Origin of the sequence: Mesorhizobium sp. B2-4-1 (assembly GCF_006442185.1) — a bacterium.
Taxonomy (GTDB): domain Bacteria; phylum Pseudomonadota; class Alphaproteobacteria; order Rhizobiales; family Rhizobiaceae; genus Mesorhizobium.
The window spans coordinates 16,304-39,566 of sequence record NZ_VFVN01000021.1 but is presented as its reverse complement, the minus strand read 5'-3'; the positions used below and the strand labels follow the sequence as shown (position 1 = coordinate 39,566).

At 61.3% G+C, this 23,263-nt stretch carries 22 protein-coding genes and 5 pseudogenes; 22 read left to right on the top strand and 5 right to left on the bottom strand.

Features of this window, described 5'->3' with window-relative positions:
• Positions 1 to 204: pseudogene (locus FJ949_RS29770) on the top strand (ISNCY family transposase); the annotation flags it as partial.
• A gap of 195 nt (positions 205 to 399) precedes the next feature.
• Here FJ949_RS29770 and FJ949_RS29765 read toward each other — a convergent pair.
• Together FJ949_RS29765 and FJ949_RS29760 are read right to left on the bottom strand one after the other, a co-directional pair.
• Positions 400 to 663: a hypothetical protein gene (locus FJ949_RS29765; protein WP_140501513.1), complete on the bottom strand. Its 264-nt coding sequence runs from the start codon at positions 661 to 663 to the stop codon at positions 400 to 402.
• A 60-nt stretch (positions 664 to 723) separates the two neighbouring features.
• Entirely contained in the window at positions 724 to 3,348 is a 2,625-nt protein-coding gene (locus FJ949_RS29760; RefSeq protein WP_140501519.1) for an EAL domain-containing protein, read from the bottom strand.
• 211 nt (positions 3,349 to 3,559) lie between these two features.
• Between FJ949_RS29760 and FJ949_RS30965 the strand changes: the two are divergent.
• From FJ949_RS30965 to FJ949_RS29725, 9 genes and pseudogenes are all read left to right on the top strand, one after another.
• A pseudogene (locus tag FJ949_RS30965) lies at positions 3,560 to 3,702 on the top strand (IS630 family transposase); the annotation flags it as partial.
• A 403-nt stretch (positions 3,703 to 4,105) separates the two neighbouring features.
• Positions 4,106 to 4,261 (top strand): hypothetical protein, encoded by a 156-nt coding sequence (locus FJ949_RS30485; protein WP_181165398.1) that lies wholly within the window; start codon positions 4,106 to 4,108, stop codon positions 4,259 to 4,261.
• A 21-nt stretch (positions 4,262 to 4,282) separates the two neighbouring features.
• Entirely contained in the window at positions 4,283 to 5,179 is an 897-nt protein-coding gene (locus FJ949_RS29755; protein ID WP_140501511.1) for a LysR family transcriptional regulator, read from the top strand.
• Between the two features lie 185 nt (positions 5,180 to 5,364).
• Positions 5,365 to 5,963: pseudogene (wrbA, locus tag FJ949_RS29750) on the top strand (NAD(P)H:quinone oxidoreductase).
• Entirely contained in the window at positions 5,915 to 6,589 is a 675-nt protein-coding gene (locus FJ949_RS29745; RefSeq protein WP_224647543.1) for a DUF1003 domain-containing protein, read from the top strand. Before wrbA ends, FJ949_RS29745 begins: the two are co-directional and overlap by 49 nt.
• A gap of 149 nt (positions 6,590 to 6,738) precedes the next feature.
• Complete coding sequence (locus FJ949_RS29740; protein ID WP_140501506.1) at positions 6,739 to 7,344, top strand: sulfite oxidase-like oxidoreductase; 606 nt, start codon at positions 6,739 to 6,741, stop codon at positions 7,342 to 7,344.
• Positions 7,337 to 8,083 carry a ferredoxin reductase gene (locus FJ949_RS29735; protein ID WP_181172182.1) on the top strand — a complete coding sequence of 249 codons (747 nt, stop codon included), beginning with the start codon at positions 7,337 to 7,339 and terminating at the stop codon, positions 8,081 to 8,083. The genes FJ949_RS29740 and FJ949_RS29735 overlap by 8 nt, the downstream gene beginning before the upstream one ends.
• Positions 8,084 to 8,333: 250 nt before the next feature.
• Positions 8,334 to 9,020, top strand: a complete 687-nt coding sequence (locus FJ949_RS29730; protein WP_140501504.1) for an antibiotic biosynthesis monooxygenase — start codon at positions 8,334 to 8,336, stop codon at positions 9,018 to 9,020.
• 161 nt (positions 9,021 to 9,181) lie between these two features.
• Positions 9,182 to 9,676: an OsmC family protein gene (locus FJ949_RS29725; protein WP_140501502.1), complete on the top strand. Its 495-nt coding sequence runs from the start codon at positions 9,182 to 9,184 to the stop codon at positions 9,674 to 9,676.
• Positions 9,677 to 9,859: 183 nt separating this feature from the next.
• Here FJ949_RS29725 and FJ949_RS29720 read toward each other — a convergent pair whose 3' ends face one another.
• Positions 9,860 to 10,405 carry a carboxymuconolactone decarboxylase family protein gene (locus FJ949_RS29720; protein ID WP_140501500.1) on the bottom strand — a complete coding sequence of 182 codons (546 nt, stop codon included), beginning with the start codon at positions 10,403 to 10,405 and terminating at the stop codon, positions 9,860 to 9,862.
• 113 nt (positions 10,406 to 10,518) lie between these two features.
• Here FJ949_RS29720 and FJ949_RS29715 point away from each other — a divergent pair, with 113 nt between their 5' ends.
• The 7 genes and pseudogenes from FJ949_RS29715 to FJ949_RS30960 form a co-directional block, all read left to right on the top strand.
• On the top strand, positions 10,519 to 11,466 hold the full coding sequence (locus tag FJ949_RS29715) for a LysR family transcriptional regulator (RefSeq protein WP_140501498.1): 948 nt from the start codon (positions 10,519 to 10,521) through the stop codon (positions 11,464 to 11,466).
• A 192-nt stretch (positions 11,467 to 11,658) separates the two neighbouring features.
• Positions 11,659 to 12,249, top strand: coding sequence for a peroxiredoxin-like family protein (locus FJ949_RS29710; RefSeq protein ID WP_281405129.1), 591 nt, complete (start codon positions 11,659 to 11,661; stop codon positions 12,247 to 12,249).
• A gap of 171 nt (positions 12,250 to 12,420) precedes the next feature.
• The gene (locus tag FJ949_RS29705) at positions 12,421 to 13,356 is read left to right on the top strand and encodes a LysR family transcriptional regulator (RefSeq protein ID WP_140501494.1); all 936 of its coding nucleotides are present in this window, start codon (positions 12,421 to 12,423) and stop codon (positions 13,354 to 13,356) included.
• Complete coding sequence (locus FJ949_RS29700; protein WP_140501492.1) at positions 13,353 to 14,084, top strand: peroxiredoxin family protein; 732 nt, start codon at positions 13,353 to 13,355, stop codon at positions 14,082 to 14,084. Before FJ949_RS29705 ends, FJ949_RS29700 begins: the two co-directional genes overlap by 4 nt.
• 250 nt (positions 14,085 to 14,334) lie before the next feature.
• Positions 14,335 to 14,787, top strand: coding sequence for a peptide-methionine (R)-S-oxide reductase MsrB (gene msrB, locus FJ949_RS29695; RefSeq protein WP_140501490.1), 453 nt, complete (start codon positions 14,335 to 14,337; stop codon positions 14,785 to 14,787).
• Between the two features lie 2 nt (positions 14,788 to 14,789).
• On the top strand, positions 14,790 to 15,302 hold the full coding sequence (gene msrA, locus FJ949_RS29690) for a peptide-methionine (S)-S-oxide reductase MsrA (RefSeq protein ID WP_140501488.1): 513 nt from the start codon (positions 14,790 to 14,792) through the stop codon (positions 15,300 to 15,302).
• 158 nt (positions 15,303 to 15,460) lie between these two features.
• Positions 15,461 to 15,698: pseudogene (locus FJ949_RS30960) on the top strand (SUMF1/EgtB/PvdO family nonheme iron enzyme); the annotation flags it as partial.
• 234 nt (positions 15,699 to 15,932) lie between these two features.
• Here FJ949_RS30960 and FJ949_RS29680 read toward each other — a convergent pair.
• On the bottom strand, positions 15,933 to 16,886 hold the full coding sequence (locus FJ949_RS29680) for an AraC family transcriptional regulator (RefSeq protein WP_210242148.1): 954 nt from the start codon (positions 16,884 to 16,886) through the stop codon (positions 15,933 to 15,935).
• A 729-nt stretch (positions 16,887 to 17,615) separates the two neighbouring features.
• On the opposite strand from FJ949_RS29680, the gene FJ949_RS31115 reads away from it, so the two are divergent.
• From FJ949_RS31115 to FJ949_RS29665, 3 genes are all read left to right on the top strand, one after another.
• Entirely contained in the window at positions 17,616 to 18,188 is a 573-nt protein-coding gene (locus FJ949_RS31115) for a zinc-binding dehydrogenase (RefSeq protein ID WP_347439607.1), read from the top strand.
• Between the two features lie 65 nt (positions 18,189 to 18,253).
• A complete protein-coding gene (locus tag FJ949_RS29670) occupies positions 18,254 to 19,171 on the top strand; it encodes an NADP-dependent oxidoreductase (protein WP_140501484.1) in 918 nt (305 codons plus the stop codon).
• Between the two features lie 1,161 nt (positions 19,172 to 20,332).
• A complete protein-coding gene (locus FJ949_RS29665; protein ID WP_181165396.1) occupies positions 20,333 to 20,866 on the top strand; it encodes a DUF1993 family protein in 534 nt (177 codons plus the stop codon).
• A 212-nt stretch (positions 20,867 to 21,078) separates the two neighbouring features.
• On the opposite strand, the pseudogene msrA (FJ949_RS29660) reads toward FJ949_RS29665, so the two are convergent.
• Positions 21,079 to 21,608: pseudogene (msrA, locus tag FJ949_RS29660) on the bottom strand (peptide-methionine (S)-S-oxide reductase MsrA).
• Positions 21,609 to 21,865: 257 nt separating this feature from the next.
• Between msrA (FJ949_RS29660) and FJ949_RS31110 the strand changes: the two are divergent.
• Both FJ949_RS31110 and FJ949_RS29650 read left to right on the top strand, forming a co-directional pair.
• Positions 21,866 to 22,348, top strand: coding sequence for a hypothetical protein (locus FJ949_RS31110; RefSeq protein ID WP_318013163.1), 483 nt, complete (start codon positions 21,866 to 21,868; stop codon positions 22,346 to 22,348).
• A gap of 350 nt (positions 22,349 to 22,698) precedes the next feature.
• Entirely contained in the window at positions 22,699 to 23,205 is a 507-nt protein-coding gene (locus tag FJ949_RS29650; RefSeq protein ID WP_140501480.1) for a DNA starvation/stationary phase protection protein, read from the top strand.
• The last annotated feature ends 58 nt before the right edge of the window (positions 23,206 to 23,263 follow it).

The following is a 23,263-nucleotide window of genomic DNA, read 5'->3' as shown; positions in this document are numbered from 1 at the left end:
AACAAGCGGCTCGGCGAAGTGCTGACCTGGATCAAGGCTCAGCAGGACGAGGCGCGGCCTCCGCCGAAGATCAAGACCAACAGCGAGCAGAGCGCCTACAAGAAGCGCGGAACGAGGCCGGGCCGCAGGACGGATTTCATGAACGATCCTGCTGTCATCGCGCGGCGAGAACAGGCACTGGCAAGGTTGGCCGCAGCCGAGTGAAGCGGCTCTCAAAGCCAAAGCCGAGGGGAACCTACTGGAACCGCACCCGATCGCGCTGCGCAACCCCGACCAGCTTACGCCCGATCGGGCGCTCCGTCGGCGCCAGGGTCCGCCTAATTGTCGCATTTCTAACTTGCTGCACCCTGCCCTTTGGAACGGCCAATGCGACATTTCTACTTTGCAACCTGAAAGAACCTACCCGGCCTGTCGTATCCGAAGTGAGCCGCGAGCCTTCGGTTCTGCTTCCTTCCCTTCGAGAAGCTTAAGGATGTGACCAATCTCCAAAAGCTTGCCAGTGACGCCAGCGGCTATCGCCTGCGTCATGCGGCGCGAGGCATCAATGCGTCGCTCAATTGTAATACCTGAAATGGAGGCCACCGGGCTGGCGTGAGCCTCTGCCTTGTTAGAAAAGCCATTGGTCTGGCGCGTGAAATGGCGCTTGTACATCCGCTTGGTCATGCGCAGGGGCCGCAACGGGGGTTGGCGGGCGCCGATGCTCGTCGTGCGCGCGCGCTGATCTCACGATGCTGCGAGCATTCGCCGGTTGTTTAACAACTTCATGATGCCGTGTGCGGTCATTGGTCGGCTCAGCGCATAGCCTTGCAAGATGTCACAGCCTAAATTCTTGAGGACCTTGGCCTGCTGCATCGTCTCGACACCTTCGGCGATGACCTCCACGCCCAAGGACCGGCCAATCTGCACAATCGATTGTACGACCTCTCGCTGCTGGGCTGACCTGGCGATTGGACCAACTAGCTGGCGTGCAATTTTCAACCGTCGCGGTTGAAGCTTGAGCAAGCTGACAATCGACGCATGGCCGGTGCCGAAATCGTCAATTTCGATGTCGATTCCGAGTTCCTTGATCTGGTTGACGTTCCAGATCATAAGCTCATCGTTGTCGTCGAGGAAGATTGACTCTAGAAGTTCGAACGAAACGGTTCCTGGTTTTATCGAAAGTGACGTCAGGCTGTTGATCAGCTCCTCGTCCTGAAGCCGTCTCGCGGACACGTTCACCGAAGCGCGCGGAACCAGGAGGCCGGCCCTCTGCCAGCGATCAAAGTCGTGGAGGGTTTGTTCCAGTACTAGTCGGTCAATAATTGAAACGACATTCAACTCTTCAGCAATCTTGAGGAACCCGGCTGGCGTCTGAAGTCCGTCGGCGGGATGGTTCCAGCGCGCCAGCGCCTCAACGCCCGCAACCTCTAGCGTTTTGGCATCGAACTGTAGCTGGTAATGTGGAACAAACTCGTTGCGTTCCAACCCTGCGAGGATCTCGTCGGCTACCCGTTTGGTCCGGATGATCTCAGAGTGGAGGTCCTGGGTGAAGAACTCATATCGATTGCGTCCCCGACTCTTGGCCCGGTAAAGGGCTATATCCGCGTTGACCATCAGGCGTGGGCCGTCGATGGGACCGTCCGCATCGACTGCGATCCCGATGCTAACGCCGATACGGCATTGATGGTCCTTGTAGGGAATCGGCTGCCGCAATCTATGTATGATGCGGTCGGCCAGCTGTTTAAGCTGATCAGTTGAGATATCGCGTCTGCAGACTACCACAAACTCATCGCCTCCGACTCGGGCAACGAAGTCTGATGAGCGAACAGTTGATGTCAGCTCCTTTGCGGTATGGATCAGCACGGCGTCGCCGATGGCATGGCCGAGCGTGCCATTTATCTGTTTGAAACGATCGAGATCAAGATGCAGAAGCGCGGCGCCGCTGCCAGGCGTTGAGCCTGTGGCGGCGTAGCTATCGAGCATCGTGTCAAGGTGGCGGCGATTCGGAAGGCCGGTCAGTGAGTCGTGAAGCGCCGTATGCTCATTGCGCGCTGTCGCCGCCTCAAGCTCAGCACTCCTCGTTTCGGCGAGATCCTTTGCCCGTTCCAGTTCCCGTGTCTGGATCACATCCGCCGTCACGTCCCATTCCGCGCCAACCATTTTGTGATCGGTGCCGTCCCTGTAAGTCTTGGCACGCACGCGGACGTGTCGGACAACTCCATTGGGAAGCACCACACGATATTGCGAAGAGTATATGCCGGTTGCGATCCCTTGCGCGAAATCCCGCTTAGCCTCGTCGAGATCGTCAGGGTGGATCGATCTTGACCACTCTTCGAAGGTCCTTGGTTCGCCATCTGCTGACTTGCCATAGATTTCGTTCAGGCGGTCGTCCCAGAATATAATGTCCGAGTCGAGATCCTGCTCCCAGACGCCAATTTGCGAGGCGTCAAGCGCAAGCTCCAGCCTCTCTGAAAGCTGTGCCAGTCGTCGTTCGCCGCGGCGCAGATCGGCGTAATGCTTATACCGCTGATTGAGAAGCCGCCCCGCAAAGACGATCGGAACCACGACCAGGGCGCCGCCGATGAGCATTGTTAGTCGCAAAATCCAGGCGTTGCGGGGCGTGGTGTTCCAGCCACCCTTGGGAATGGCGGAAATTTGCCAAGATCCTGTCGGCAACCGCACCTCGGAAGTGACGGGATCTTGTTCCGTCACGTACGCGGGACCGTAAAATCGCGCCCCGCTTCTCCCGAGAGCGTCCTTACCTGTCAGAGCGATTTGGATTGGCAGGTTCTTGTCTAAAAGACCGCTGTCCGCGTACAGCTTCGGAACGTCGATCACGGCGGCCACTATGCCCCAGAACGTCTCGCGAGGGCCGTCACGGTCAAGGAAGACAGGAAATCGCCCGATGAATGCCTGACCTCCTTGTTTGAGTTCTACCGGCCCGGCTAACACCAGTTGCTTGTTATCGCGTGCCCGAAGTACTGCTTCGCGCAGCTTTTCGTCTTCGCGGAAGTCCAGCCCTATCGCTTTTTCATTGCCTTCCCTCGGATACATCAACGAGACGACCAGGTCAGGGGCGCCGGCAATGTTTCTGATCTGTGTCTTCTCGCGAAAGAGGCTCTTTGCCAGTTTGGCAAAGCGAGCTTGGCTCATGTTCGGTTCAGTAACGATCGTCGCGACCAGACCACGCGCCAGTTGAAGGTCTCCGTTGACATTACCCTCAAGTTTGGCGCGAACGAGGTTCATCTCCTTCGCAACGTCAACGCGCAATGCCTGCTCGGTTACAATGCTGTTTTGATGGTCCGCAAAAATTCCGGCAGTTAACAGCACCGCAAGGGCGATCACTGCCGGAAGACTGGTCCAGGTCATCAAGGTGCGGAAGCGCTGATGAATAGCAAATGGCAAGATGGAATCTCGGTCGCCCTGATTTCCAGTTGGCGCAGGATATCGGAGCCGACTTAATCGAATCTCTTCGCCTCTACTCAAAATTTATAAAAGACACCTGGAAGACTAACGCGTATCTGGCGTGCGCTGATCTCGCCAGCAGGCGCTTGCGTTTGGATCCTCGCAGACCGGGCGCGATCCCCAGTGCCTGTTCGATGAGCCGTGGATCAAGGCCAACATGGCTCGCTGTCATGTTGGCGGCCGAAGTGGAAGCGGCTGTGCGCCCTGGCTCCGCGCGGCCATTGGCGCACCCTGACCTTCCGTGGCGCGCTGCGCTGTATGGGTGCGCGGCTGCTCCACGAATATAAGGCGATCAGCGCGGCCGGCATGGACTAAGCGGCGCCCCGCGGCAAAAAGATAATCAGCGGCCAGAGCTAACGACCGCACCTGAGCGACGAGCGGTTGAATGATACCGGCGTTTCGCGGTTTGACACCAACTGCGCTGCGCGCTGAATGAAGAGGCGCGCTGAGATCAGAAGCGTGGGGGCGGCTCGTAGCGAGGGACCGTGACTTCCTAATCGCAGGGGATTTTGCCGCCGACATCCCATAGCGCCGCCAGGAGCACGCAAACTACCTACTCTCATATGCCGAGAGGCGGTGTCTCACAGATAGACGATTATGTTGAGAGTCGATAGGCACTACTTCCCAGGTGTTGCAGAGCATGGTGCCGCTGAGGAGACCGATGAATGCCTGGAAAGCCGCACTCGCGACCGCAGTCGGCCTTTTTCGCTTCCAACGAGCACGGGGGTTTGGGGTCGCCGCCGTCTGCGCTGCGGTGGCGGTGGCCGCCGCGCTCGATACGATCCTGGCCCTCGTGCTGGATCCGACCTCCGTGTAGCCCGCCGCGAGCCACCAAGTGATGAACGACCGACTCTCAGCACTCAGACTGTTTGCTCGCGCCGCGCGCGTCGGCAACTTCTCCCGTGCCGGGCGCGAACTTGGCCTGTCGCAGCCGTCCGCATCCAGGCTGATCGCTGCGCTCGAGGAGGAGGTCGGCGCGACGCTTTTTAGCCGCACCACGCGAGCAGTGACGCTGACCGAGGCCGGCGCGACGTACTTGATGCGCGTCGAAACGATCCTCGCAGCGCTCGACGATGCCGACCACGAGGCGCGCGGAACAGGAGAGTTGCGCGGCTCGCTTCGCGTCGGCACGCCGACAAGTTTCGCGCTCAGGGAGATCATCCCGCGGCTTGGCGCGTTTACGAAGCAGCATCCGGCGCTGAAAATCGAGCTCCGAGTGACGGACCGCTACCCAGACCTCGTGACTGAGGGCCTCGACGTGTCGTTGCAGTTCGGCGCCCTCCCCGACTCCAGCGCGATGGCGCGCAAACTCATCCACCAGCCAAGGGTACTCACGGCCTCGGCAGGCTACTTACAGGAGCGCGGCACACCCACGATGCCGTCGGATCTCGTGCACCACTCGGTGATCATCAGTCCAGCGCATCCCTCGCCGACTTTCTCCTTCCGCAAGGGCGGCCGCATCACCTCCGTGCGCGTTGATAGCGCGCTCTCGATCACCACCAACGAAGTAGCCACGGCAAGCGCTGTCGCCGGGTTGGGGGTCGCCGCATCGAGCGAAAACAGCGCGCGGGCAGAGCTCGACGCCGGGAAACTTGTTCGGGTGCTGCCCGACTGGGATTTCGGCTCGATGGAACTGAATGCGCTCTTTGTCAGCGCAAAGACCATAAAGCCCGCCGCCCGTGCGTTTACCGACTTCCTTCTCAGGGAACTCCGCGCTGCAGACGATCGACCATAGGATTGCAGCGATAGCGCAGCATTCCCGGCAGTTATTGATACGATACGTTTACCCTTCCTGCCCCGAAACTTAATGCTAGCAAAGCAAGCACCCGACCGGACGCCCTCGCGCCGGAGGTTTTCTGCATGCTTCGAAATAGCCGAAGACGCGTAAGCGGGCGGCGGTCAATACGATGGACGGCTCCCATGGCCAAAGTGCTAGTACTCTACTGCTCCTCCTACGGGCACATCGAAAAGCTCGCACACGAAATCACCGCGGGCGCGCGCGAGGCGGGCGCGTCCGCCGACGTGAAGCGAGTGCCTGAACTTCTATTTCCGGAGGCGCGAAGGCAGCCAACGACAACCTCGACCAGACCGCTCCAGTCGCGTGCATCGACAACCTCGCCGTGTAGGACGCGATCGTCTTGGGCGCAAGCAGGCGCTGCGGCAGGATGTCGTCCCAAATGGCAAGTTTCCTCGACCAGGCTGGCGGCCTATGGGCGAAGGGAACCCTCAATCGCAAGGTCGGCGGCTCCTTCGCGTCATCGACGACGCAGGATGGCGGCCAGCAGACGACGCTGTTCACCATCATCACCAATCTGCTCCACTTCGGCATGACGATGGTCGGAATGAACTGCGGGTTTGCCGGCCAAAGGAAAGTCGATGAGATCGCCGGCGGTACGCCTTACGGCGCCACGACAATTGCCGGCCCCGACGCGCAGCGGCCGCCGACCGAGAACGAGCTTGCCGGCGCCCGGTGCCGGCGACGAGCCATCGCGGATATCGCCACGAAATTTCACGGCTAAACGACGCGATCAAAAACGCGGTGGGGCGCTGGCGCGTCGACCGTGCAATCAAGCGGAACGGTGCTGGCAACGTGGAAGAGAAGGTGGAAGACCAGGACGGCATGGAACAAGCCGAGCATGACCTGCTCGCCGACCTCAGGCGAGCGCGTCGCTCATTTCGTCTCCAGGACATGGATGAGTCCGCGGCGGCTGCGTGCCTGACGCCCGGGCAAAGGATAGCTGACGCCGTCGCCAGCGTCATGGGATCGTGGAGTTTCATCATCGTGCAAAGTGCGATCCTGGTCGTCTGGATAGGGGCCAACCTAGTCAGCGCGATCAGGGGCTGGGACCCCTACCCGTTCATCCTTCTCAATCTCGCGCTTTCTTTCCAAGCGGCCTACGCCGCGCCAGTCATCATGATGAGCCAGAACCGGCAGCAGGACATCGATCGCAAGGCCGCGGAGAATGACTACCGCATCAACGTGAAGGCGGAGCTCGAGATAGAGTTGCTGCATGAAAAGATCGACCAACTACGTGAGCGCGAAGTCCTGAAGCTGACGGAGGCCGTCAGGATGCTGACCGAGCTGCTGGAGCAGTCGGCGTCGGGCGCACGCGAGGCCGATGCGGAAGGCGGACGGCGATCATAACGCCCGGCTATCGACTTCATGGCGTGACGTCATTTCCCATTCGCGGCGCGGAATACTATGTTACGCCGGTACCTTGCTCATCCGGCGCACTACGGCTTGGCGTTGCGCGGGACGACGCTCTTTTTACCTGCCGAGGAAGGATGTCCGCCATGGTTACTCGCGGTTTTACCGGCCGCCAATCCGGATCGGAACTATCGGATCGGATTCCCCCGGGACAGCACCTCGTCGACAATTTCCCGGTGCTTACGGCCGGTCCCACGCCGAGGATCGAGCCCGCGGACTGGACATTCACGCTAAAGGTCGGACCTCGTCCGGTCAAAGCTTGGAGCTGGTCGGAGTTCAACGCCCTCCCACGAACCAAGATGACGCGAGACATCCACTGCGTGACCTCCTGGTCGAAGCTCAACACCGCGTGGCAGGGCGTGGCCGTCGACGATATCCTCGCCGACGCCGGCCTCAGCGCACCCACTCCGTTTGCGCTCGCCCATTGCTACGACGGCTACTCCACGAACGTGCCACTGGCGGACCTCGCGACGGGCAAGGCGATGATCGCACTCGAGTACGAAGGCCAGCCACTGCCGCGCGACCACGGGGGGCCGGCGCGGCTCTTCGTGCCGCATCTCTACTTCTGGAAGTCGGCGAAGTGGGTAAACGGGCTTCAGTTCACCGAGCGCGACGAGGCCGGCTTCTGGGAGCTGCGCGGGTACCACATATACGGGGATCCGTGGCGCGAGCAGCGATACACGAATGACTGAAGCGATTGGCACAACCGCGCGATGGCAGAGCTGCGCGATTGTCGAGATCGCGACGAGAACGCCGGCTATAAAGAGCTTCTTTCTTCGCCTATCCGAACCGTTCGAGTATACGGCCGGACAGCACGTTGACGTGCGGCTGACTGCACCCAACGGCTACACTGCCATGCGCAGCTACTCGATCGCGTCGGCCCCGGGCAATTCCAAAGTGATCGAGCTGGCGATCGAGCGCCTCGCGGACGGCGAGGTCTCCCCGTTCTTCCACGACGTCGCTCGAGCAGGAGATATGATCGAGCTTCGCGGGCCGCTTGGCGGTCACTTCCTCTGGCCGGGACCGACAGCGAAACCGCTGCTCTTGATCGGCGCGGGCTCCGGCGTCGTGCCGCTGATGGCAATGATCCGGCATCGGAAGGCCAGCGGCGAGCCAGTGCCTGTCGCGCTGTTGCTCTCCTCCAGGACCTGGCGTGACGTGCTTTTCAGGGACGAGCTCCTCGAGCTCGAGAGGTCGCTTCCCGATTTCGCACTCGCCCTGGCGTTGACGCGCGAGCCGGCGATGCGCAGCAGCGACTTCAGCAGGCGGATCGACGCGGCGATGGTCGCCGACGTCGCGGCACGTCAGGCTGTCTCTCCCGGCAGCGTCTTCGTGTGCGGGTCGACTGCCTTCGTTGACATCGCGGCGGACGCGGCGCTCGCATTGGGACTGGAAGCGAGAGCGATCAAGGCCGAACGCTACGGCGCTTGAGGGACCGTTCCTTTCGTTTTGCGAGAGCATAATTTTCGCAAACGCCAGATTATCCGTGCGGCCTGCAGCGACTTTAGTGGTTGAATGCGAGGACCCGCGCAGTGAATGAACGGGAGCCACTGGGGTGCTGTCCAAGGCGACCGATGTCGACGGCTGGAACGTCTTCTGCCGTCAAGAATATGTGCCTTTGTCGGGCCATTTCGACATTGGGACTGACTGCGTCGAAGCACTCTAGAGACGGGATACGAACATGTTTTCAGTGATTTTCGAAGTCCTCCTCAATAAAGAGAACTGGGATGACTACCTCGACAGCGCCAAGATGCTGCGCCCCGAGCTGGAGCAGGAAGAGGGCTTCGTCGACAACATCCGCTACAAGAGCCTGATCCGCGAGGGCTGGATCCTTTCGCTTTCGAACTGGCGGGACGAGAAGTCGCTCGTGCGCTGGCGCACCCGCAGGCATCATCACGAACTCCAGCAGAAAGGCCGCGACGAAATCCTCGCCGACTACCACCTGCGCGTGGGTCAGATCACTGCCGACAATCAGCTGCCGACGGGGTACGCCCTCACGGAGCAAAGGCTCGATGAGACTGAATTTGGGGAGGGCACGACGGTTACGCTGATCAACGCGACTCGCCCCGCGCAGTGGAAGCAAACCAACAACCCGTACGATTGTGCCGAGTGGCTTGGCCTGAATCCGTGGGCCGCCGACAGCACGTTCTGGGACATCTTTGACGCCGTACTCACGCCCGGCGACCTGATTCTCCTCATATCGTGGAAGAACGCCGCTGCCGCGCAGGCTTATGAGGACGCTTCTGCGCCGAATAACAAGGCCAGGATCCGAAGAGTGCGGATCGTGCGCGACTACGGAAAGTATGACCGTCGCGAGGCGCCTCAGTACTACGCGGATGCCGAAGGTGGCGAGACCCTCCACGCCTGATACCCACTGTCGGGAACCGTCGACCCGCAGCGTGATAAACCCTACGTTCGCAAAAGTGCGGGCCGCGGGGGAGCCAGGTCGCGCTCGCGAGGCCGTAGCTACGATACCTGGTCAAGGCGGGCCTGCCAAAAGGCCCTGTCGAAACCTGAAAGGAAAGCACGATGACGAACTCGAATGATGGCGCTCCCCACCCGCAGGCCGTGGTAGGCGGCGATCTTGACGGCGCCGGCGCGCTCAACGGCCGCGCCGGCGCATCGGAATTCTCCATTGGCGGCCTCAATGGGAGGGGCGGCATCACGGCCGGGGCAAACCCCTACGAGCTGCTCAGCGCTTCGCTCGCCGCGTGCACAGCGATGACGATACGGCTGCAGGCGCGAAGGCGGAAATTCCCGCTGTCTCATGTCGAGGTGGCTGTTTCATATCACCACGGTATCGAGGGCAGCCGCGACTCCTTCGAGCGTTCCATCCGGCTCGAAGGAAACCTGAGCGACGAGGAACGTGCCCAACTGATGCAGGCCGCGGCCATGTGTCCGGTGGGGCGGACGCTTGGCCTCAGCGCCGACATCCGCACGAACGACAACGTCAGCGTCGGGCGAGCGGCTAGCTATGACGACGACTTGCGCAAGCTTCCGATCCCGAACATCGACCCCGACTAGAGGCATAATGCCGAAGAATGTGAAGCGGTTTTCGGGCGACACCATGCTCAACTTCTCCGATTTAGAGACGAATTCAGATTTCAGGTCGATTCGACCTGAAATCATCTGCTAGCGGGCCGCGAGGTAGACGGCGAACGCATCGGCATCGTCGCGTCGAGCGCCGGAGAGCGGCGTCACCTGGCGTTAGACTGCCTTCGCGGGCCTCACCTCCGGAAAATCAATCGGGGTCCGCACTGCATTGTTCACGAAGTTGGTCAACAGGAACTGAGCAGTCAGCGCGATCATTTCGAGGGTACTAGCATCCGTCCAGCCCGCATCCTTGACCGCCGCAAACTGGGCGTCGGAGAGTTTGCCGCGCGTCTCGATAAGCGCCTTCGCGAAGGCGACCGCAGCTTGGCGCTTGGAGTCGCTCGATCGGCCCTGCCGGTTTAGATCGATTTCCTCCGGAGGGATCTTCGCGAGGTTCGTTGAGACATAGCTGTGCGCTGCAAGGCAATAGTCGCAGCCATTTGCCTCCGAAACCGCGAGCGCGATGCCCTCCCGGGTCTTCAGATCGAGGGCCTTGGACAGCGACCCCATCAGACCGGCCCAGCCGCCCAGAACGTTCGGACTGATGGACATGAGGCGATAGTGGTTCGGTACGAAGCCGAGCATCTTGTTGATGTTGTCGAGGATTGGCTGGGATTCGGCAGGCGCGTCGTCGCGACCCGGGATAGCGATGCGGGACATTTCTTCTCCGTTGGACTCTGGCCGGCTCGGTTTTTGAATTGCTGTGGTAGCCTCTGCCGTTCGGCGCCATAATTGCCTAATCGTGAGAAATGGCCTCTCGGAGGGTGAGAGAAATGGACCGGTTTGAAGCAATGTCGCTTTTGGTAAGGTCGGCGGAGGCCGGCAGTTTCTCCGCGGCAGGCCGTCAGCTCGGCGTCCCTCTACCGACCGTCAGTCGGAAGGTCGCCGAATTGGAGACCCACCTCAATACCCAGCTGCTGGTCCGATCGACGCGGAAACTGTCCCTGACCGAAGCGGGGCTCGCCTACGTCGCCGCCTGCAAACGCATCCTGGAACAGGTCGAGGAAGCCGAATCGCAGGCCTCTGGGGAGTACACAGTCCCGCGCGGTACGCTCACGATGACCGCGCCTATTGTCTTTGGGCGCTTCCACGTAGTGCCTGTCGTGAATGAATTCCTCGCGCGTTTCCCGCAGATCAGCATTCAACTGACGCTCACCGATCACACGATCAACATCGTCGACGAGCACATCGACCTGGCCGTCCGCGTCGGCATGTTGCCCGATAGCACACTCGTCGCGACGAAGGTGGGCGAGATCAGGCGTGTGGTGTGCGGCAGCCCCGACTATTTCGCCGCCCATGGCGTCCCGAAAACGCCTGACGACCTGGCCGAGCACATGTGCGTGACGTTCACGGCGCTCGCAGCTGGGATGACGTGGGTTTTCAAGCCGCGCGGCAAGGCGACGAGGAGCGTGCGTCCCTACTGTCGGCTGAAGATCAACACGGCGGAGTCCGCGATCGACGCGGCGCTCGCCGGCGTCGGCGTGACGAACGTGCTCTCTTACCAAATCGCGAGGCCTGTGGCCGCGGGGAAGCTCAGGATCATCCTGGAGGACTACGAGCCTGACCCTATCCCGGTGCATCTGGTGCACACCGGACAGGCGATCCTGCCCCTCAAGCTGCGGCGCTTCATGGAGTTCGCCGCTTCTCGGCTGCGCAAGTCGCTTGCGGCCGACCTGGCCAAGCTCTCCGCGCCAAAGATATGCGCAAAAACGACGAAGTAGCCAACTCTCTCTCGGGCGATCATTCATGCATGAGAAAAATAACTCAAACTCGCGCGGCAAGACTACCGGAGCCACGCTGCACCAGCGATTATGCTAGTGGCATGCCGGGCCGCGCGCGACGAGCCGAAGATGTTACTCCAAGACGAATTGGACGCCGTTAGAGCCGAGGATTTGGCCAGGACCCCGCCGAACGTGACGCTGGTTCGGCAACGGGCGGTGGAAGCGCTTGCCACATCCGGATTGGCCGAGCGGGCCGCGCAGGCCGGGGATCAAGCCCCTCCGTTCCGGCTGCATGATGGGCATGGCCGGGCATTCTCATCATGCGAGGCGCTGCGTCGAGGCCCGATGGTTCTCTTCTTCTACAGGGGGAGATGGTGTCCCTACTGCACAGTCGACCTTCGCGCGATCGAGGCGTGCTCTCACGACATACGCAGCCTCGGCGCCTCGCTGGTTGTCATCTCACAACAGACGGCCCACAACAGCCTTGAGACGCAGAGGTGGAATGCCCTTTCATTCGCGAGCCTGGTCGACGCGGGTGGCAAGGTCGCGCACGCTTTCGGCCTACGCTGGAGGGCCTCCGACGAACTGCGTTTCGTCGAGAAGGAATGCGGCATAGATCTCGCGACCTTCAACGGCGATCCGAGCTGGACGTTGACTATGCCGGCCCGGTACGTCGTTGCGCCCGACGGAACGATCAAATACGCCGATATCAGTGTCGACTATACGCGACGCGGCGACCCGTGCGATCTGATTCCGGTCCTCGCCAACCTCGCTGCGCACTAGCCGCTTTCTGGGGCTCCAGAAAGCGTGTCCGGGCGTCCAAACGAATAGACCCGGCCATTCCAACGTGCGCCTGCAAGTGGCATCCATGCTCCGTTGTTACGGCGTGCCCCGCACGCCACCGGGTGCATAACCTCGCCATCATAATGGTCAGCCACTTGACGGAGAAAACACATGGAGCTTCATCAAGTCCGCTACTTCCTCGCCGTCGCGGCCACCCTCAACTTCACTCGCGCGGCCGAGCAGTGCAACGTAACGCAGCCCGCCCTGACAAAGGGGGTGCAGAAGCTTGAGCAGGAGCTCGGCGGCGAATTGATTTACCGTGAGCGCCAATTGACGCAGCTCACCGACCTCGGAAAGGAAGTCCTTCCGATGCTGGAACGCACATTGTCCTCGGCGGAGGCGGTGTGTCGCAGAGCCCAGGAGTTCCAGCGCAAGGAGGTCGCACCACTGAAGATCGGCCTCGCCCCCTCCATCTCGGCGTCGCTCGTGCTCGATCCGATCGCGGAGATTGCAAAGTTCGTGCCTGGACTTCACGTGGAGCTGTACGAGGGTGTAGCGCAGAGACTCGTCGATTTATTGCTTGAGGGGGAGATCAGCGCCGCAATCGTCGGTGACGTGCCCGACATGCCCGCCCGCATCGACGACTGGTCGCTATTCGAGGAGCGCTACGTCGCAGTTCTCGCGCCAACACACCGCTTGGCGAACCGTCTATCGATCGGTATCGACGACCTCCGACAGACCGTCTTGCTGGATCGCGCGGGATGCGACGTCGCCCCAAAAATCCAACAGACGTATTTTCCAAAGGGACCACCCCATCTCGGCCACTGCAGCGGTCATGAATTGCACCTGCAGCACATGGCGGCGGCTGGCTTCGGCGTGATGCTCGCACCAGAGCACATGCCGCGCCTTCCCTCACTCAAGACCATTCCGCTCGAAGGCGATCAGGTTTGGCGGGAAGTCCGGTTGCTGGCTGTGCAGGGGCGCCGCTACTCGCCGGCGCTGGACGCTTTTGTCAAGGTCGCGCGGCTTCGCGACTGGTCGATCGATGTCCCCCATCGCGGGATGCTGGACCCAACGTTTCCGAAGGCGGCGGGCGTGCCGGCATGACCGCGGCACGCACGCCGCCGGCCAACCGCTTCCAGCCAACCGATCCGCAGTTTGACGCCAAACGGATGCCAAGCCAGATCGACAAGACACTCGCCCAGATTCGTTCGGAGCTGTTGACGAGGTTCAGCGAAGCGGACTGGGCGTCATACAACCACCTCGTGGGCTGGCTTCGCGATACAGACGTGGTATCGTACGCGTTGAAGGTCGGAGATGCCGCGCCGGACTTCCTCCTTCCGGACGCGGACGGTCGTCTTCACTCCTCCGACCAGCTGCGCCGGGGCGGCCCCCTCGTCCTGAGTTTCTTCCGAGGAGACTGGTGTCCGTTCTGCACCGCCGAGCTGTGCGCCCTTCAGGCGGCGAAGGAGGAGTTTGAGAGCGTCGGCGCAACTCTCGCGGTCGTGACACCCGAGACGGGACAATTCCCGCGGCAACTCAAGCGAAGTCTGGGCCTAGACCTGAAGGTACTGTCTGACGTCGACTACGGCGTTGCGTTGTCGTATGGCATATTGTTCCGGGTGCCTGACGAAATCAAAGCGCACTATTCCGGGCTCGGTTTCGACTTCGGTGCGCGGCACGGTTCGCCAGTCTGGATGCTGCCCATTCCCGCGACTTACATCATCGACACGGAGGGCCGGATCCGCAGCGCGTCCGTCGAACCCGACTTCACGATTCGGGCGGAGCCGGCGCAAATCTTGGCCTCGCTGCGCCGTGCCGCTTCCACGTCTTAGCCGGAGGGGTCCGCCACCCAACACCACGACCTGTTGCGGACCGCGGCCGGTGGGCGCGTCGCCCCGACAGGGATCGACGGCTTTGAACAAGCATGTCGAGGACGGAATCACTCCGACCGACGGCTCGCCAAAGCAGTGCTTCTTGCCGCTTGCGCTGCGTCGATGGCATCGTTTCGATAGCCCGAGGTGATTAGACGCTCGCCAACCCGCTACCTATTCTTCCAGCCTGCGCGAGAAGGAGCTCCGCGAAATGCCGACCTATAGGAAAAACCCAGCGACGGTCTCGAAGCTGACTCCTGAGCAGCACCGCGTCACGCAGACTGACGGGACCGAGCGCCCTTTTGCCAACGAATACTGGGGCAACAAGGAGCCTGGCCTCTACGTCGACGTGGTTTCCGGCGAGCCGCTGTTCGCATCTTTCGACAAGTCCGACAGCGGCACCGGGTGGCCGAGTTTCACGCGGCCTCTCGAGGCCGCGAACGTCGTAGAGAAGGACGACAGCTCGCATGGCATGACACGGACCGAGGTCCGCTCCAAGCACGGCGACAGCCACTTGGGCCACCTCTTCCCGGACGGACCGCTCGACAAGGGCGGGTTGAGATACTGCATGAACTCGGCCTCCCTTCGTTTCATCCACCGCGATCAAATGGAGAGCGAAGGGTACGGCCAGTACGCGAAGCCCGTTGCAAAACAGGAGGTCTGACAATGGCAGCGAGTACAGAACGAGCGATCCTTGCCGGCGGTTGCTTCTGGGGAATGCAGCAGCTGATGAGGCGTTTGCCCGGCGTCGTGTCGACACGGGTCGGATATTCCGGCGGTGACGTCAAGAACGCCACCTATCGCAATCACGGCACGCATGCAGAAGCTATCGAGATCATCTTCGATCCAAGCAAGACGAGCTTCCGCGACCTGTTGGAGTTCTTCTTCAAGATACACGACCCGACCACGCCCAACCGGCAGGGGAACGACCGCGGCACGAGCTACAGGTCTGCGATCTTCTACACCAACGACGAACAGCTACGCGTCGCGCAAGACACGATCGCCGACGTTGAAGCCTCAGGACTGTGGCCGGGCAAGGTCGTGACCGAGATTTATCCCGCTGGCGATTTCTGGCAGGCGGAGCCCGAGCACCAGGACTACTTGGAACGTTACCCGAACGGTTACACCTGTCACTTCGTCCGGCCGGGTTGGAAGTTGCCGCGAAGGAACGCCGCCTGAGGGCGGCTGCGGTACGTGTGACCTGCGGCGGGCACATCTTGACTGCATGTGCCTCACAAACCGTTTTGTTAAATATTCCCGCCGCCGCGAAGTCGCCCACACACGACAAGGCTGCGAGATTTGGACGGCCGGACACAGCTTTCAGATTCCAAGCGCGGATGCATCAGATGTTCGGCGACGCCTGGGAATGGACACGCACAGCCCGTCCTCGCCTCACCGGGGTTCCGCGCGGTCGAGGGCGCGGTCGGCGAATACAATGGCAGTTCATGTCCGGGCAGTTCGTTCTACGCGGCGGATCTTGCGTGACGCCGCCGGGATACCTCCGCGCGAGCTATCGCAATTTCTTTCCGGCACACGCGTTGGCAATTCTCAGGACTCCGCTTGGCGGCGGACAGCTCGGTCCGCCTGTTCGCGAACGACTTGAAGGCGCTCCGCCGGAGGATCGCCGAAAGCCTTCTGTGAGTTCCGCGACGTCGCCTCGGCTGAGAGAAAACGCGGAGCCGTGATGATCTTCGTGTACCACCTGAAAGCCTTGATGTCTCAAAGCGTCCCGTGGCTGCTGGGGGCGCTGGTGCGTCCAGCGCACCTTACCGCGGTCGCGCCTACGCAATCCCGGAGCGAACACCGGCGTCAGGCTGCGTCGGATTCCTCGATCGCGTCTTCGATCGGCGTAGCGCTGTTGGACCAGGCTCGCTGCGCCTTGGCGCGGTACTCTGATGGGTCGCTGCCGTAATATCTGCGGAAAGTGCGCGTGAAGCTGCTTCTACTCTGGTAGCCGGCGTTCAGGGCGACCTGATCGACAGACAGCGCATTGGCCGCGAGCAGGTCCGCCGCGTGACGCATCCTCACGCGGCGGAGCAATGACATTGGAGACTCTTCGAAGGCGGCGGAAAACCTAGCCATAAAAGCCGAGCGGCTGAGACCGACGGCATGAGACAAGCTCTGGACAGTGTGCGGCGCGGATGGGTGCGAGGCCATTTCGGCAAATGCCCGTGCGATCGGAGGATCGCTCAAGTTCGAAAACCGCTCCACCCACGCGTTCGTCGACACCAGGCTGCGCCGGAGCAATGCGAGGAGAACAAGTTTCAGCAGTGCCGCCGACATCGGCCCTCCACCAACCTCCTGGGCTGCGAGCTCGGCCATCGCGTAGGTCATCACTTGGTCGAGCTGGTCGTGCACGTCGAACCTCTCGACAATGGGCGTTGCCAAGGAGGCGAACAAGTCGAGCGCCGGACCAAAAGTGGCCCGGAAGGCCCCGCACGCAAGCACCAGTGTCGGATCACCGTCTCCGACGGTGTGCCGCTGAGACGACCCCAGTGTGAAGCCGCCGTTGTTGTGTTTGCCGGCGTTCCTTAGTGCGATCGGATGCTCCGTTGCGGTGATCGTCATCGCTCGCCCAGGAGGGACGACTACCAGCGTGTGCGGTATCAGGCGTATGGGCGTTTCGTGATCACGGAGAATGAACCCGGCGCCTCGAAAGCAGTAGTGGATGGTGGAGGTTGCCGCGCGGGCAACCGCCAAGTGGGCTCCCGCCGCAAGCGTGCACTCCGACAGGCTGACTAGGGTGACGTCCAAAGTGGTCATCAACTTGTCGAGGTCTTGTCGCGATATACGCCAGAACGGCTCGCCTGCCACGTCCAGAAGCCTTCTTTATGGTGCTCAGGCCCAGCTCGGCTGCGAGACAGCGGGACGATGCCATCTCGCCCACGCCTTCGGCCTGCGCAACCGGGCGAAGGGCCATTCACGCTCCCACCTGATGTGGGATTGATCGGTTCGATCTTCACTGCCTTCAACTGAAGACGCTGAACAATCACTCAGTTGCAGCTGACGGAGTAGTGGCTGAAGTCGAATTAGATATATTCAGGCGCAACATGAATGATCCTGCTGAGCGTCTCAGCGACCGGCAAACTTTATAAATTCACACAAACCGATGCCTAGGCGCCTCAACAGGAAGCCCCGAGTCTCGGTCGCACGGCCGAATTCGCGACCGACCGATCGCGACGCACCAGTATCGGACGTCAGCGTCATACCTACACTGTGCGTGCCGCGCGGCCACGCGGCTCCTCGGTCTGCGACAGTATCCGGGACAGTCCGGCAATGAGCGTCCTTGCAACGGCCCTGGGCAATTGTGAGCATGGCACCTTTGGATGACGATACCTCGCGCCTATCGAAAGCATGTCCAAAGGGAATTTCTAATTTCGTCCGCCGCGTCCGATCTTTGAGTCTGGCTGGGCCGGCCGAGCACACGCGGCCGCCTTGACATCGATTGAATTTATTGCAGCGCGTCGCGCGTGGGCTGCAAAGGAGCGCTCTATGGACTCGCGATTATGCCGCGACCAAAAAGTGGTTTGCAACTTCCTGAGCAACGAACAGAGCGACAAAATTTTCCATACGTCCGTCGCGGCTTTCTCGACGTTGCCGCTCCCCGCGGGCGCTGCTTCGCTGGCGCCGGGCGTCCTGGCAGGAACGGCGGCAAAGATCGCCGCTCTCGCGGAAGCATCCCAACCCACCTCCTCCCAAGCCGTGGATGCTTCCGCGAGTACTATCGCCACCAGATTGCCATCGCCAACGCCCTTCTATCTTTCATTCGGCCGGAACGAAGCCGGCTTCGTCGAGGTAACGGCCAACGTGATGTTTCCTGCGGAAGCGCTGATACCGCGCCCGCTGACCATCGCCGGCCCGGCCGGAGCACGGCCCACCAATGGATTGGCGGTCGACTTTGTCGTCGAGTCCAATCGTGACCAACTGAATGAGATTGTCCAACGGGTGCGGGACGGACGATTGCGGACGAACATCGACAAAGTCGTAACCCTCGACGAGGCGATCGCCGCGTTCAACGTGACCGAGCGACGTAAGGGGAAGACGATCATCCGCATTCGTCCGTGAGCGAATCGCGCTCATCGATGAAGCATTTCCGCTAAACAGACAAAAGACCCGAGGAGACAATTCCCATGAAAGCGATCGTAGTGACGGACCAGGCTGCAGGAACGGCCGGGATGAAGTTGGTGCAGCGGCCCGAGCCGCAGGCGGCGATAAACGATGTCGTCGTCGAGATCCATGCGTCGGGGTTCGTCCCGACCGAGCTGACGTGGCCCTCGACCTGGACCGATCGCGTCGACGGCGACCGGACGCCATCGATCCCCGGGCACGAACTGGCCGGAGTGGTCACCGCCCTGGGCTACGGTACGACGGGACTGTCGGTGGGCCAGCGGGTGTTCGGCCTCGCCGATTGGTATCGCGACGGCACCCTGGCGGAGTATGTAGCCATGGAAGCGCGCAACCTCGCGCCATTGCCGGGCGATATCGACTTCACGGTGGGCGCTAGCCTGCCGATCTCGGGCCTGACCGCGTGGCAGGGACTGTTTCAGCACGGCCGTCTTCAGGCGGGGCAGAGCGTCCTTGCGCATGGTGCGGCCGGCGCCGTCGGGTCGATGGTGACGCAGCTCGCACGAGAGGCCGGCGCCTACGTCATTGGCACCGGACGCTCTGCCGACCGCCAGAAGGCGCTCGACTTCGGCACAAACGAATTCGTCGACCTCGAGAACGACACCCTGGAAGACGTGCGCGCAGTCGATCTGGTGTTCGATGTCATCGGCGGCGACATCCAGAAGCGGTCCGCGGCGCTGATCCGAGCCGGAGGCACGCTGGTGACCGTCGTCGGCCCGGCCGAGACGCGGCCCGTGGAGGGCCTGGCGGTCGACTTCGTCGTCGAAGCCGATCGTGCCCAGCTGAGCGAGATCGTCCAGCGGGTGCGGGACGGACGGCTGCGGACGAACATCGGCAAAGTCGCGCCCCTCGACGAGGCGATCGCCGCCTTCAACTCGACCGAACGACGCGCGGGGAAAACGGTCATCCGCGTTCGCCCGTGAGAGACACGTGCCGATCGATGCACGCAGCCAGCCGACGCCTTAATCCTTACCGGTCATACCGTTCCTGTCGCCGTGAGTGCAGGGTGACGGTCGGGAGCCGATTCGTCCGCATGGGGGCCATACCGGACGATGCACCATTCGAGGGAGTGGCTCCAAACAATGCGGCTCCGCAAGCTTGTGGCAAGGAGTTCCTCAATGGGTCTTGATGGATAACGGCGCGATCCGAGATGTCCTAGAGCGGTCGATAGAAATTGCCTTATGAGCTGCGAAGCGTCTTCGTGGCCCGCGTTGCCAACGTCCTGACGGTGGGGCGTTGCGCCGCGTTATTCGATCGCCGTGCTTCCAGGCACACGCTTCGCTCGCCGTTTGCCGGCAGACCACCGCCTATTGGCTGCTAACTTTGTTAGGCTGATGAGCAAGGAGACAGAAGGTGAAAAGGGAGATCCGGGACAATCCGCCATGAGCCGGTTTGCATTGCCTCTAGATTCGAAGACGGCGGGGTCGTCCTGCACACATTGGTGTCATAAGAGCTGTCCGGCCTGGGTACGGATCGCGGCTGGCGCATGGCGTTTTCGAAGCATTGCAACGCGACGGCAAAAGAGCGATCGCGAAGTGCCCCTTCATGTCTTCCTACGCCGCGCCGCACCCTGAGTACGGTGCGTTCCTCGACGGCTGATCGAAGACCGACGCGACGCCGGTTGCGACCGGAGCTTTTGGACAACGATATCCCATTCCTATCAAATGCATATCCAAAAGGAATTTCTAATTTCGTCGGTTGAGTCGGATGCTGACGTCCATTCGCCCGGTCGCGATGCGTGGCCGCCTCCAAAGCGATTGAATTCGCCAGCCAAGTCATAGTGTCTTCAGCGAGCGACAAAGGAGACCTCCAATGAAGTTACCGAGGACTGTCAGCCTGGGCGTTGCCATTGCGCCGGTCGCCGGCACCGCAGTGGCGCTCGCGCAGGTCAGCGGAGCGGCTCCAGCCTGCCGCACGCGTAGGCGCTCACCTGCTGCGGCGGTTTCTCCGAGCCAATGTCGAGTCCGGCAGACTGGCGTGGCTAAATCGGAAGATTGATGGGCTTATTGTGACCACTCGTTCCCGTCAGCGACCTTTCGGGTCCGACGGACGTTCAAAGTACAAACGAGCGCATGGAGATTGGCGTGTCCTTCTCGGTCTATGACATCACTGTCCCTGTCATGGTACATGGCCTGAACGTGATGGATGATTATCTCGACCACGCTCAAGCGCTCGAGCGGAGCAAGGGATTCGATCCCGGGAGGATCCTTGGCGAACGGCTCACGCCCAGCATGCTGTCTTTCGGAGGACAGTTCTCCGTAAGCTGCAACAAGGTCGACGCGCACATGGCGAAGTTGATGCAGCGCCACCCGCCGGCACCCCGCACCACGGCGATGATGTATCCAGCATTGAAGGGGCGGCTCGTTGAGACGCGCGGCTTTCTACAAAACGTGCAGCCGGAGGAAATTGCCGGCGCGCAGTCCCACACATACGAGCTGACGCCGCCTATCGTGCGCGGGTGGTACGGCGGCGACGACTATATCCGGCACCTGGTTCTGCCTGACTTCTTCTTCCACATCTCGATTGCTCACGCGATCCTCAGGCGGCTCGGTGCGGCTATTGGGAAGCGCGACTATCTCGGTAACCTCACTCAGCAGAGCGGCGGTGATTACTCGTGAGGTGGTGGCGCGACGCACGATAACAGCCGATGCCTTCAAGCCTGGAAACGAGCTCCAGGCACATCAGTAGTGAGCGAGTTGCGAGAGGTCATTGGCGCGCGACAAGGCTTAGTTGAATTTGAGGCCGATATAGCCGAGCTGGGAGCTGCGGGTATCGACCCTCTCGTTTAGGTTCGGGCACAAGGGGATATGGCAGGCTCCTGGAAGGCGCCTCAGTCCTCCGGTCCCTCGACGGTCCGCGTCGCCTGGCATGCACGAGCCGACGGCAGTCGCCAGTTTGGCCGGATAATGGCAGCTTTGGCCGCCCGGGTGCCGTTGCAGGTAGTCCTGGTGCTCGGCCTCGGCCTGCCAGAACCGCTCCTCGGAGTTGATTTCAGTCGTGACAGGACCGGGCCACAACCCAGAGACATCGATTTCTGCGGCCGTCGCGAGCGCCGTCTCCTTCTGCCGTTCGTCGGGGGTAGAAGATGGCAGCTAGCTTGGTCCAAAGTCGCTCCTGCTCGTAGGTTGTCGGGTCGTGAAACTGGAAGAAGCGTTCAAGGATGGCCCGGTAGCTTACCACCGCGGGATCGAAGATGATCTCGATTGCCTCTGCGTGCGCTTGATGGTTGCCGTAGGTCGGATTGGGGAGGTCGCCGCCAGTGTAGCCGACGCGTGTCGAGACCACGCCTCGCACTCGCCGGGACATGGCCTGCATGCCCCAGAAGCATCCACCAGCCAACACCGCCTTTTCCGTCGCCATGTTGGAGTTCCTCTGACCGGCCACACGCAGTAGTGAGAGTACCGGTCGCCGACATGGTAAGATCATAGAAAGCGGACATCCAATCGATAACCGGCCGGGATGAGGTCGTCACGGACAGTCCTGCTACCCAGCCTCCGACAGGGCGCCTCCACGACCGGCTCTGACGTGCAGCTCGCTACGTGGAAAGCGGAGAACGAACTTACAAGCGGCTTGGGCGGTTTTGAAGACTGACCGCCGGTATCTGATGAGCGTGATCTTTGTCTGACATCATTTGCTTTTGGCGAAAGTGGAAGAATTCGTCGCCTACAATTCCCGACCGGCATGAAATCCATACAACGTTTTCATTGGCCTGGATTGGCGGCTTCGGGCGAAATCTGAGCGCGCCAGAAACAACGCAATTTTCGATCCTGGGCAAACACACATTGCAGAAGAACTCCCGCAAACCAGAAGGACACCTACTAATGAACCTGAGACCCATTCTGTTCGGAGCATTGGCTTTTTCAACGCTTGGTGGCGGGGCTTTCGCAGGCGCTCTCGACTCGCCAGCGATGATGGCGCCGTTTTTCAATGATGCAGGAATGAAAACGATGAAGCCCAAGGCCGAATTCGAGGCCGCGTGGAAAAGCATGTCGAAGAGCGATCAGGACGCGATGATGAAAGAGTGCCAAGATGAGGCAATGAGCAAGCCTTACGCGGAATTTTGTGCGAACCTAAAGCCGCTAGGCGGCGCGAACCATTAGGCCGAAGCCCTTGATCGGCGACGGGCCTCGCGCTCGTCGTGCATGACTTGGCTGCAAGCCTACATCGAACGGCAACACTCCGTCAGTGGAAGACGGCTCATCATAAGCTGCTCGAGTCGACTTGATCGAGGCGTTTGCGTCCCCCCGCCCTGGGATCGTCGCGTGCGGCGTGGCGCCTGACGAAATGCCGGACCTTCCACATCGCTCGAACAGGTCGGCGGCTATGCGCTCGAGAACGTCAATAAAGCGATCGTCGCCCTAACCGGCGGTTTGACGAGCACGCGCCCTCCCCGCTCGTTCCACGCACGCCAGGGACTCCCACGTACAAAGACAATGAAAGGGCTGCCAACATGACAACAAATGTCCAAGAGCTGCCGAACGGCGAGCGAGACGAGCCGGCGGTGCGAAACTCGATTGCGACCTTCGCGGCAAAAATCAACCAGCTCCTTGCTGACGCTCTGTCGCTCTATCTCAAAACCAAAAACTTCCACTGGCACGTGAGCGGCCCCCATTTCCGGGATTACCACCTCATGCTGGACGAGCAGGCGAGCGACATTCTCGACCTGATCGACCCACTCGCGGAGCGCGTCCGCGCGGCCGGCAGCAGGACGATCCGCTCGCTTGGGCAGGCGGCGCGGCTGCGAACCATTGCGGACAACGATGCCGATGGCGTTGCACCGGTCGCTATGCTCGCCGAGCTCATGGAGGGCAACTTGGCCTTGGCGGCTTCGATGCGGCTGGCGCACAAGCTCTGCGACGAGTTGGACGACGTTGCGACGGCAAGCCTTCTCGAAGGGTACATAGACGCCGCCGAGAAGCGCGCGTGGTTCTTGCGCGAGGCGGCGCAGCCGCACTGATCATCGACGGATGCACTGAGCCGAAAGTTCAAAACACGATGGCGCGAGTCTGAAGCGG

Excerpts from the sequence above, each read along its gene's own strand:
- FJ949_RS29765 (WP_140501513.1), bottom strand. The coding sequence starts at position 663 with ATGACCAAGCGGATGTACAAGCGCCATTTCACGCGCCAGACCAATGGC.
- FJ949_RS29760 (WP_140501519.1), bottom strand. The coding sequence starts at position 3,348 with ATGACCTGGACCAGTCTTCCGGCAGTGATCGCCCTTGCGGTGCTGTTA.
- FJ949_RS30485 (WP_181165398.1), top strand. The coding sequence starts at position 4,106 with ATGAATGCCTGGAAAGCCGCACTCGCGACCGCAGTCGGCCTTTTTCGC.
- FJ949_RS29755 (WP_140501511.1), top strand. The coding sequence starts at position 4,283 with ATGAACGACCGACTCTCAGCACTCAGACTGTTTGCTCGCGCCGCGCGC.
- FJ949_RS29740 (WP_140501506.1), top strand. The coding sequence starts at position 6,739 with ATGGTTACTCGCGGTTTTACCGGCCGCCAATCCGGATCGGAACTATCG.
- FJ949_RS29735 (WP_181172182.1), top strand. The coding sequence starts at position 7,337 with ATGACTGAAGCGATTGGCACAACCGCGCGATGGCAGAGCTGCGCGATT.
- FJ949_RS29730 (WP_140501504.1), top strand. The coding sequence starts at position 8,334 with ATGTTTTCAGTGATTTTCGAAGTCCTCCTCAATAAAGAGAACTGGGAT.
- FJ949_RS29725 (WP_140501502.1), top strand. The coding sequence starts at position 9,182 with ATGACGAACTCGAATGATGGCGCTCCCCACCCGCAGGCCGTGGTAGGC.
- FJ949_RS29720 (WP_140501500.1), bottom strand. The coding sequence starts at position 10,405 with ATGTCCCGCATCGCTATCCCGGGTCGCGACGACGCGCCTGCCGAATCC.
- FJ949_RS29715 (WP_140501498.1), top strand. The coding sequence starts at position 10,519 with ATGGACCGGTTTGAAGCAATGTCGCTTTTGGTAAGGTCGGCGGAGGCC.
- FJ949_RS29705 (WP_140501494.1), top strand. The coding sequence starts at position 12,421 with ATGGAGCTTCATCAAGTCCGCTACTTCCTCGCCGTCGCGGCCACCCTC.
- FJ949_RS29700 (WP_140501492.1), top strand. The coding sequence starts at position 13,353 with ATGACCGCGGCACGCACGCCGCCGGCCAACCGCTTCCAGCCAACCGAT.
- msrB (WP_140501490.1), top strand. The coding sequence starts at position 14,335 with ATGCCGACCTATAGGAAAAACCCAGCGACGGTCTCGAAGCTGACTCCT.
- msrA (WP_140501488.1), top strand. The coding sequence starts at position 14,790 with ATGGCAGCGAGTACAGAACGAGCGATCCTTGCCGGCGGTTGCTTCTGG.
- FJ949_RS29680 (WP_210242148.1), bottom strand. The coding sequence starts at position 16,886 with ATGACCACTTTGGACGTCACCCTAGTCAGCCTGTCGGAGTGCACGCTT.
- FJ949_RS31115 (WP_347439607.1), top strand. The coding sequence starts at position 17,616 with ATGGACTCGCGATTATGCCGCGACCAAAAAGTGGTTTGCAACTTCCTG.
- FJ949_RS29670 (WP_140501484.1), top strand. The coding sequence starts at position 18,254 with ATGAAAGCGATCGTAGTGACGGACCAGGCTGCAGGAACGGCCGGGATG.
- FJ949_RS29650 (WP_140501480.1), top strand. The coding sequence starts at position 22,699 with ATGACAACAAATGTCCAAGAGCTGCCGAACGGCGAGCGAGACGAGCCG.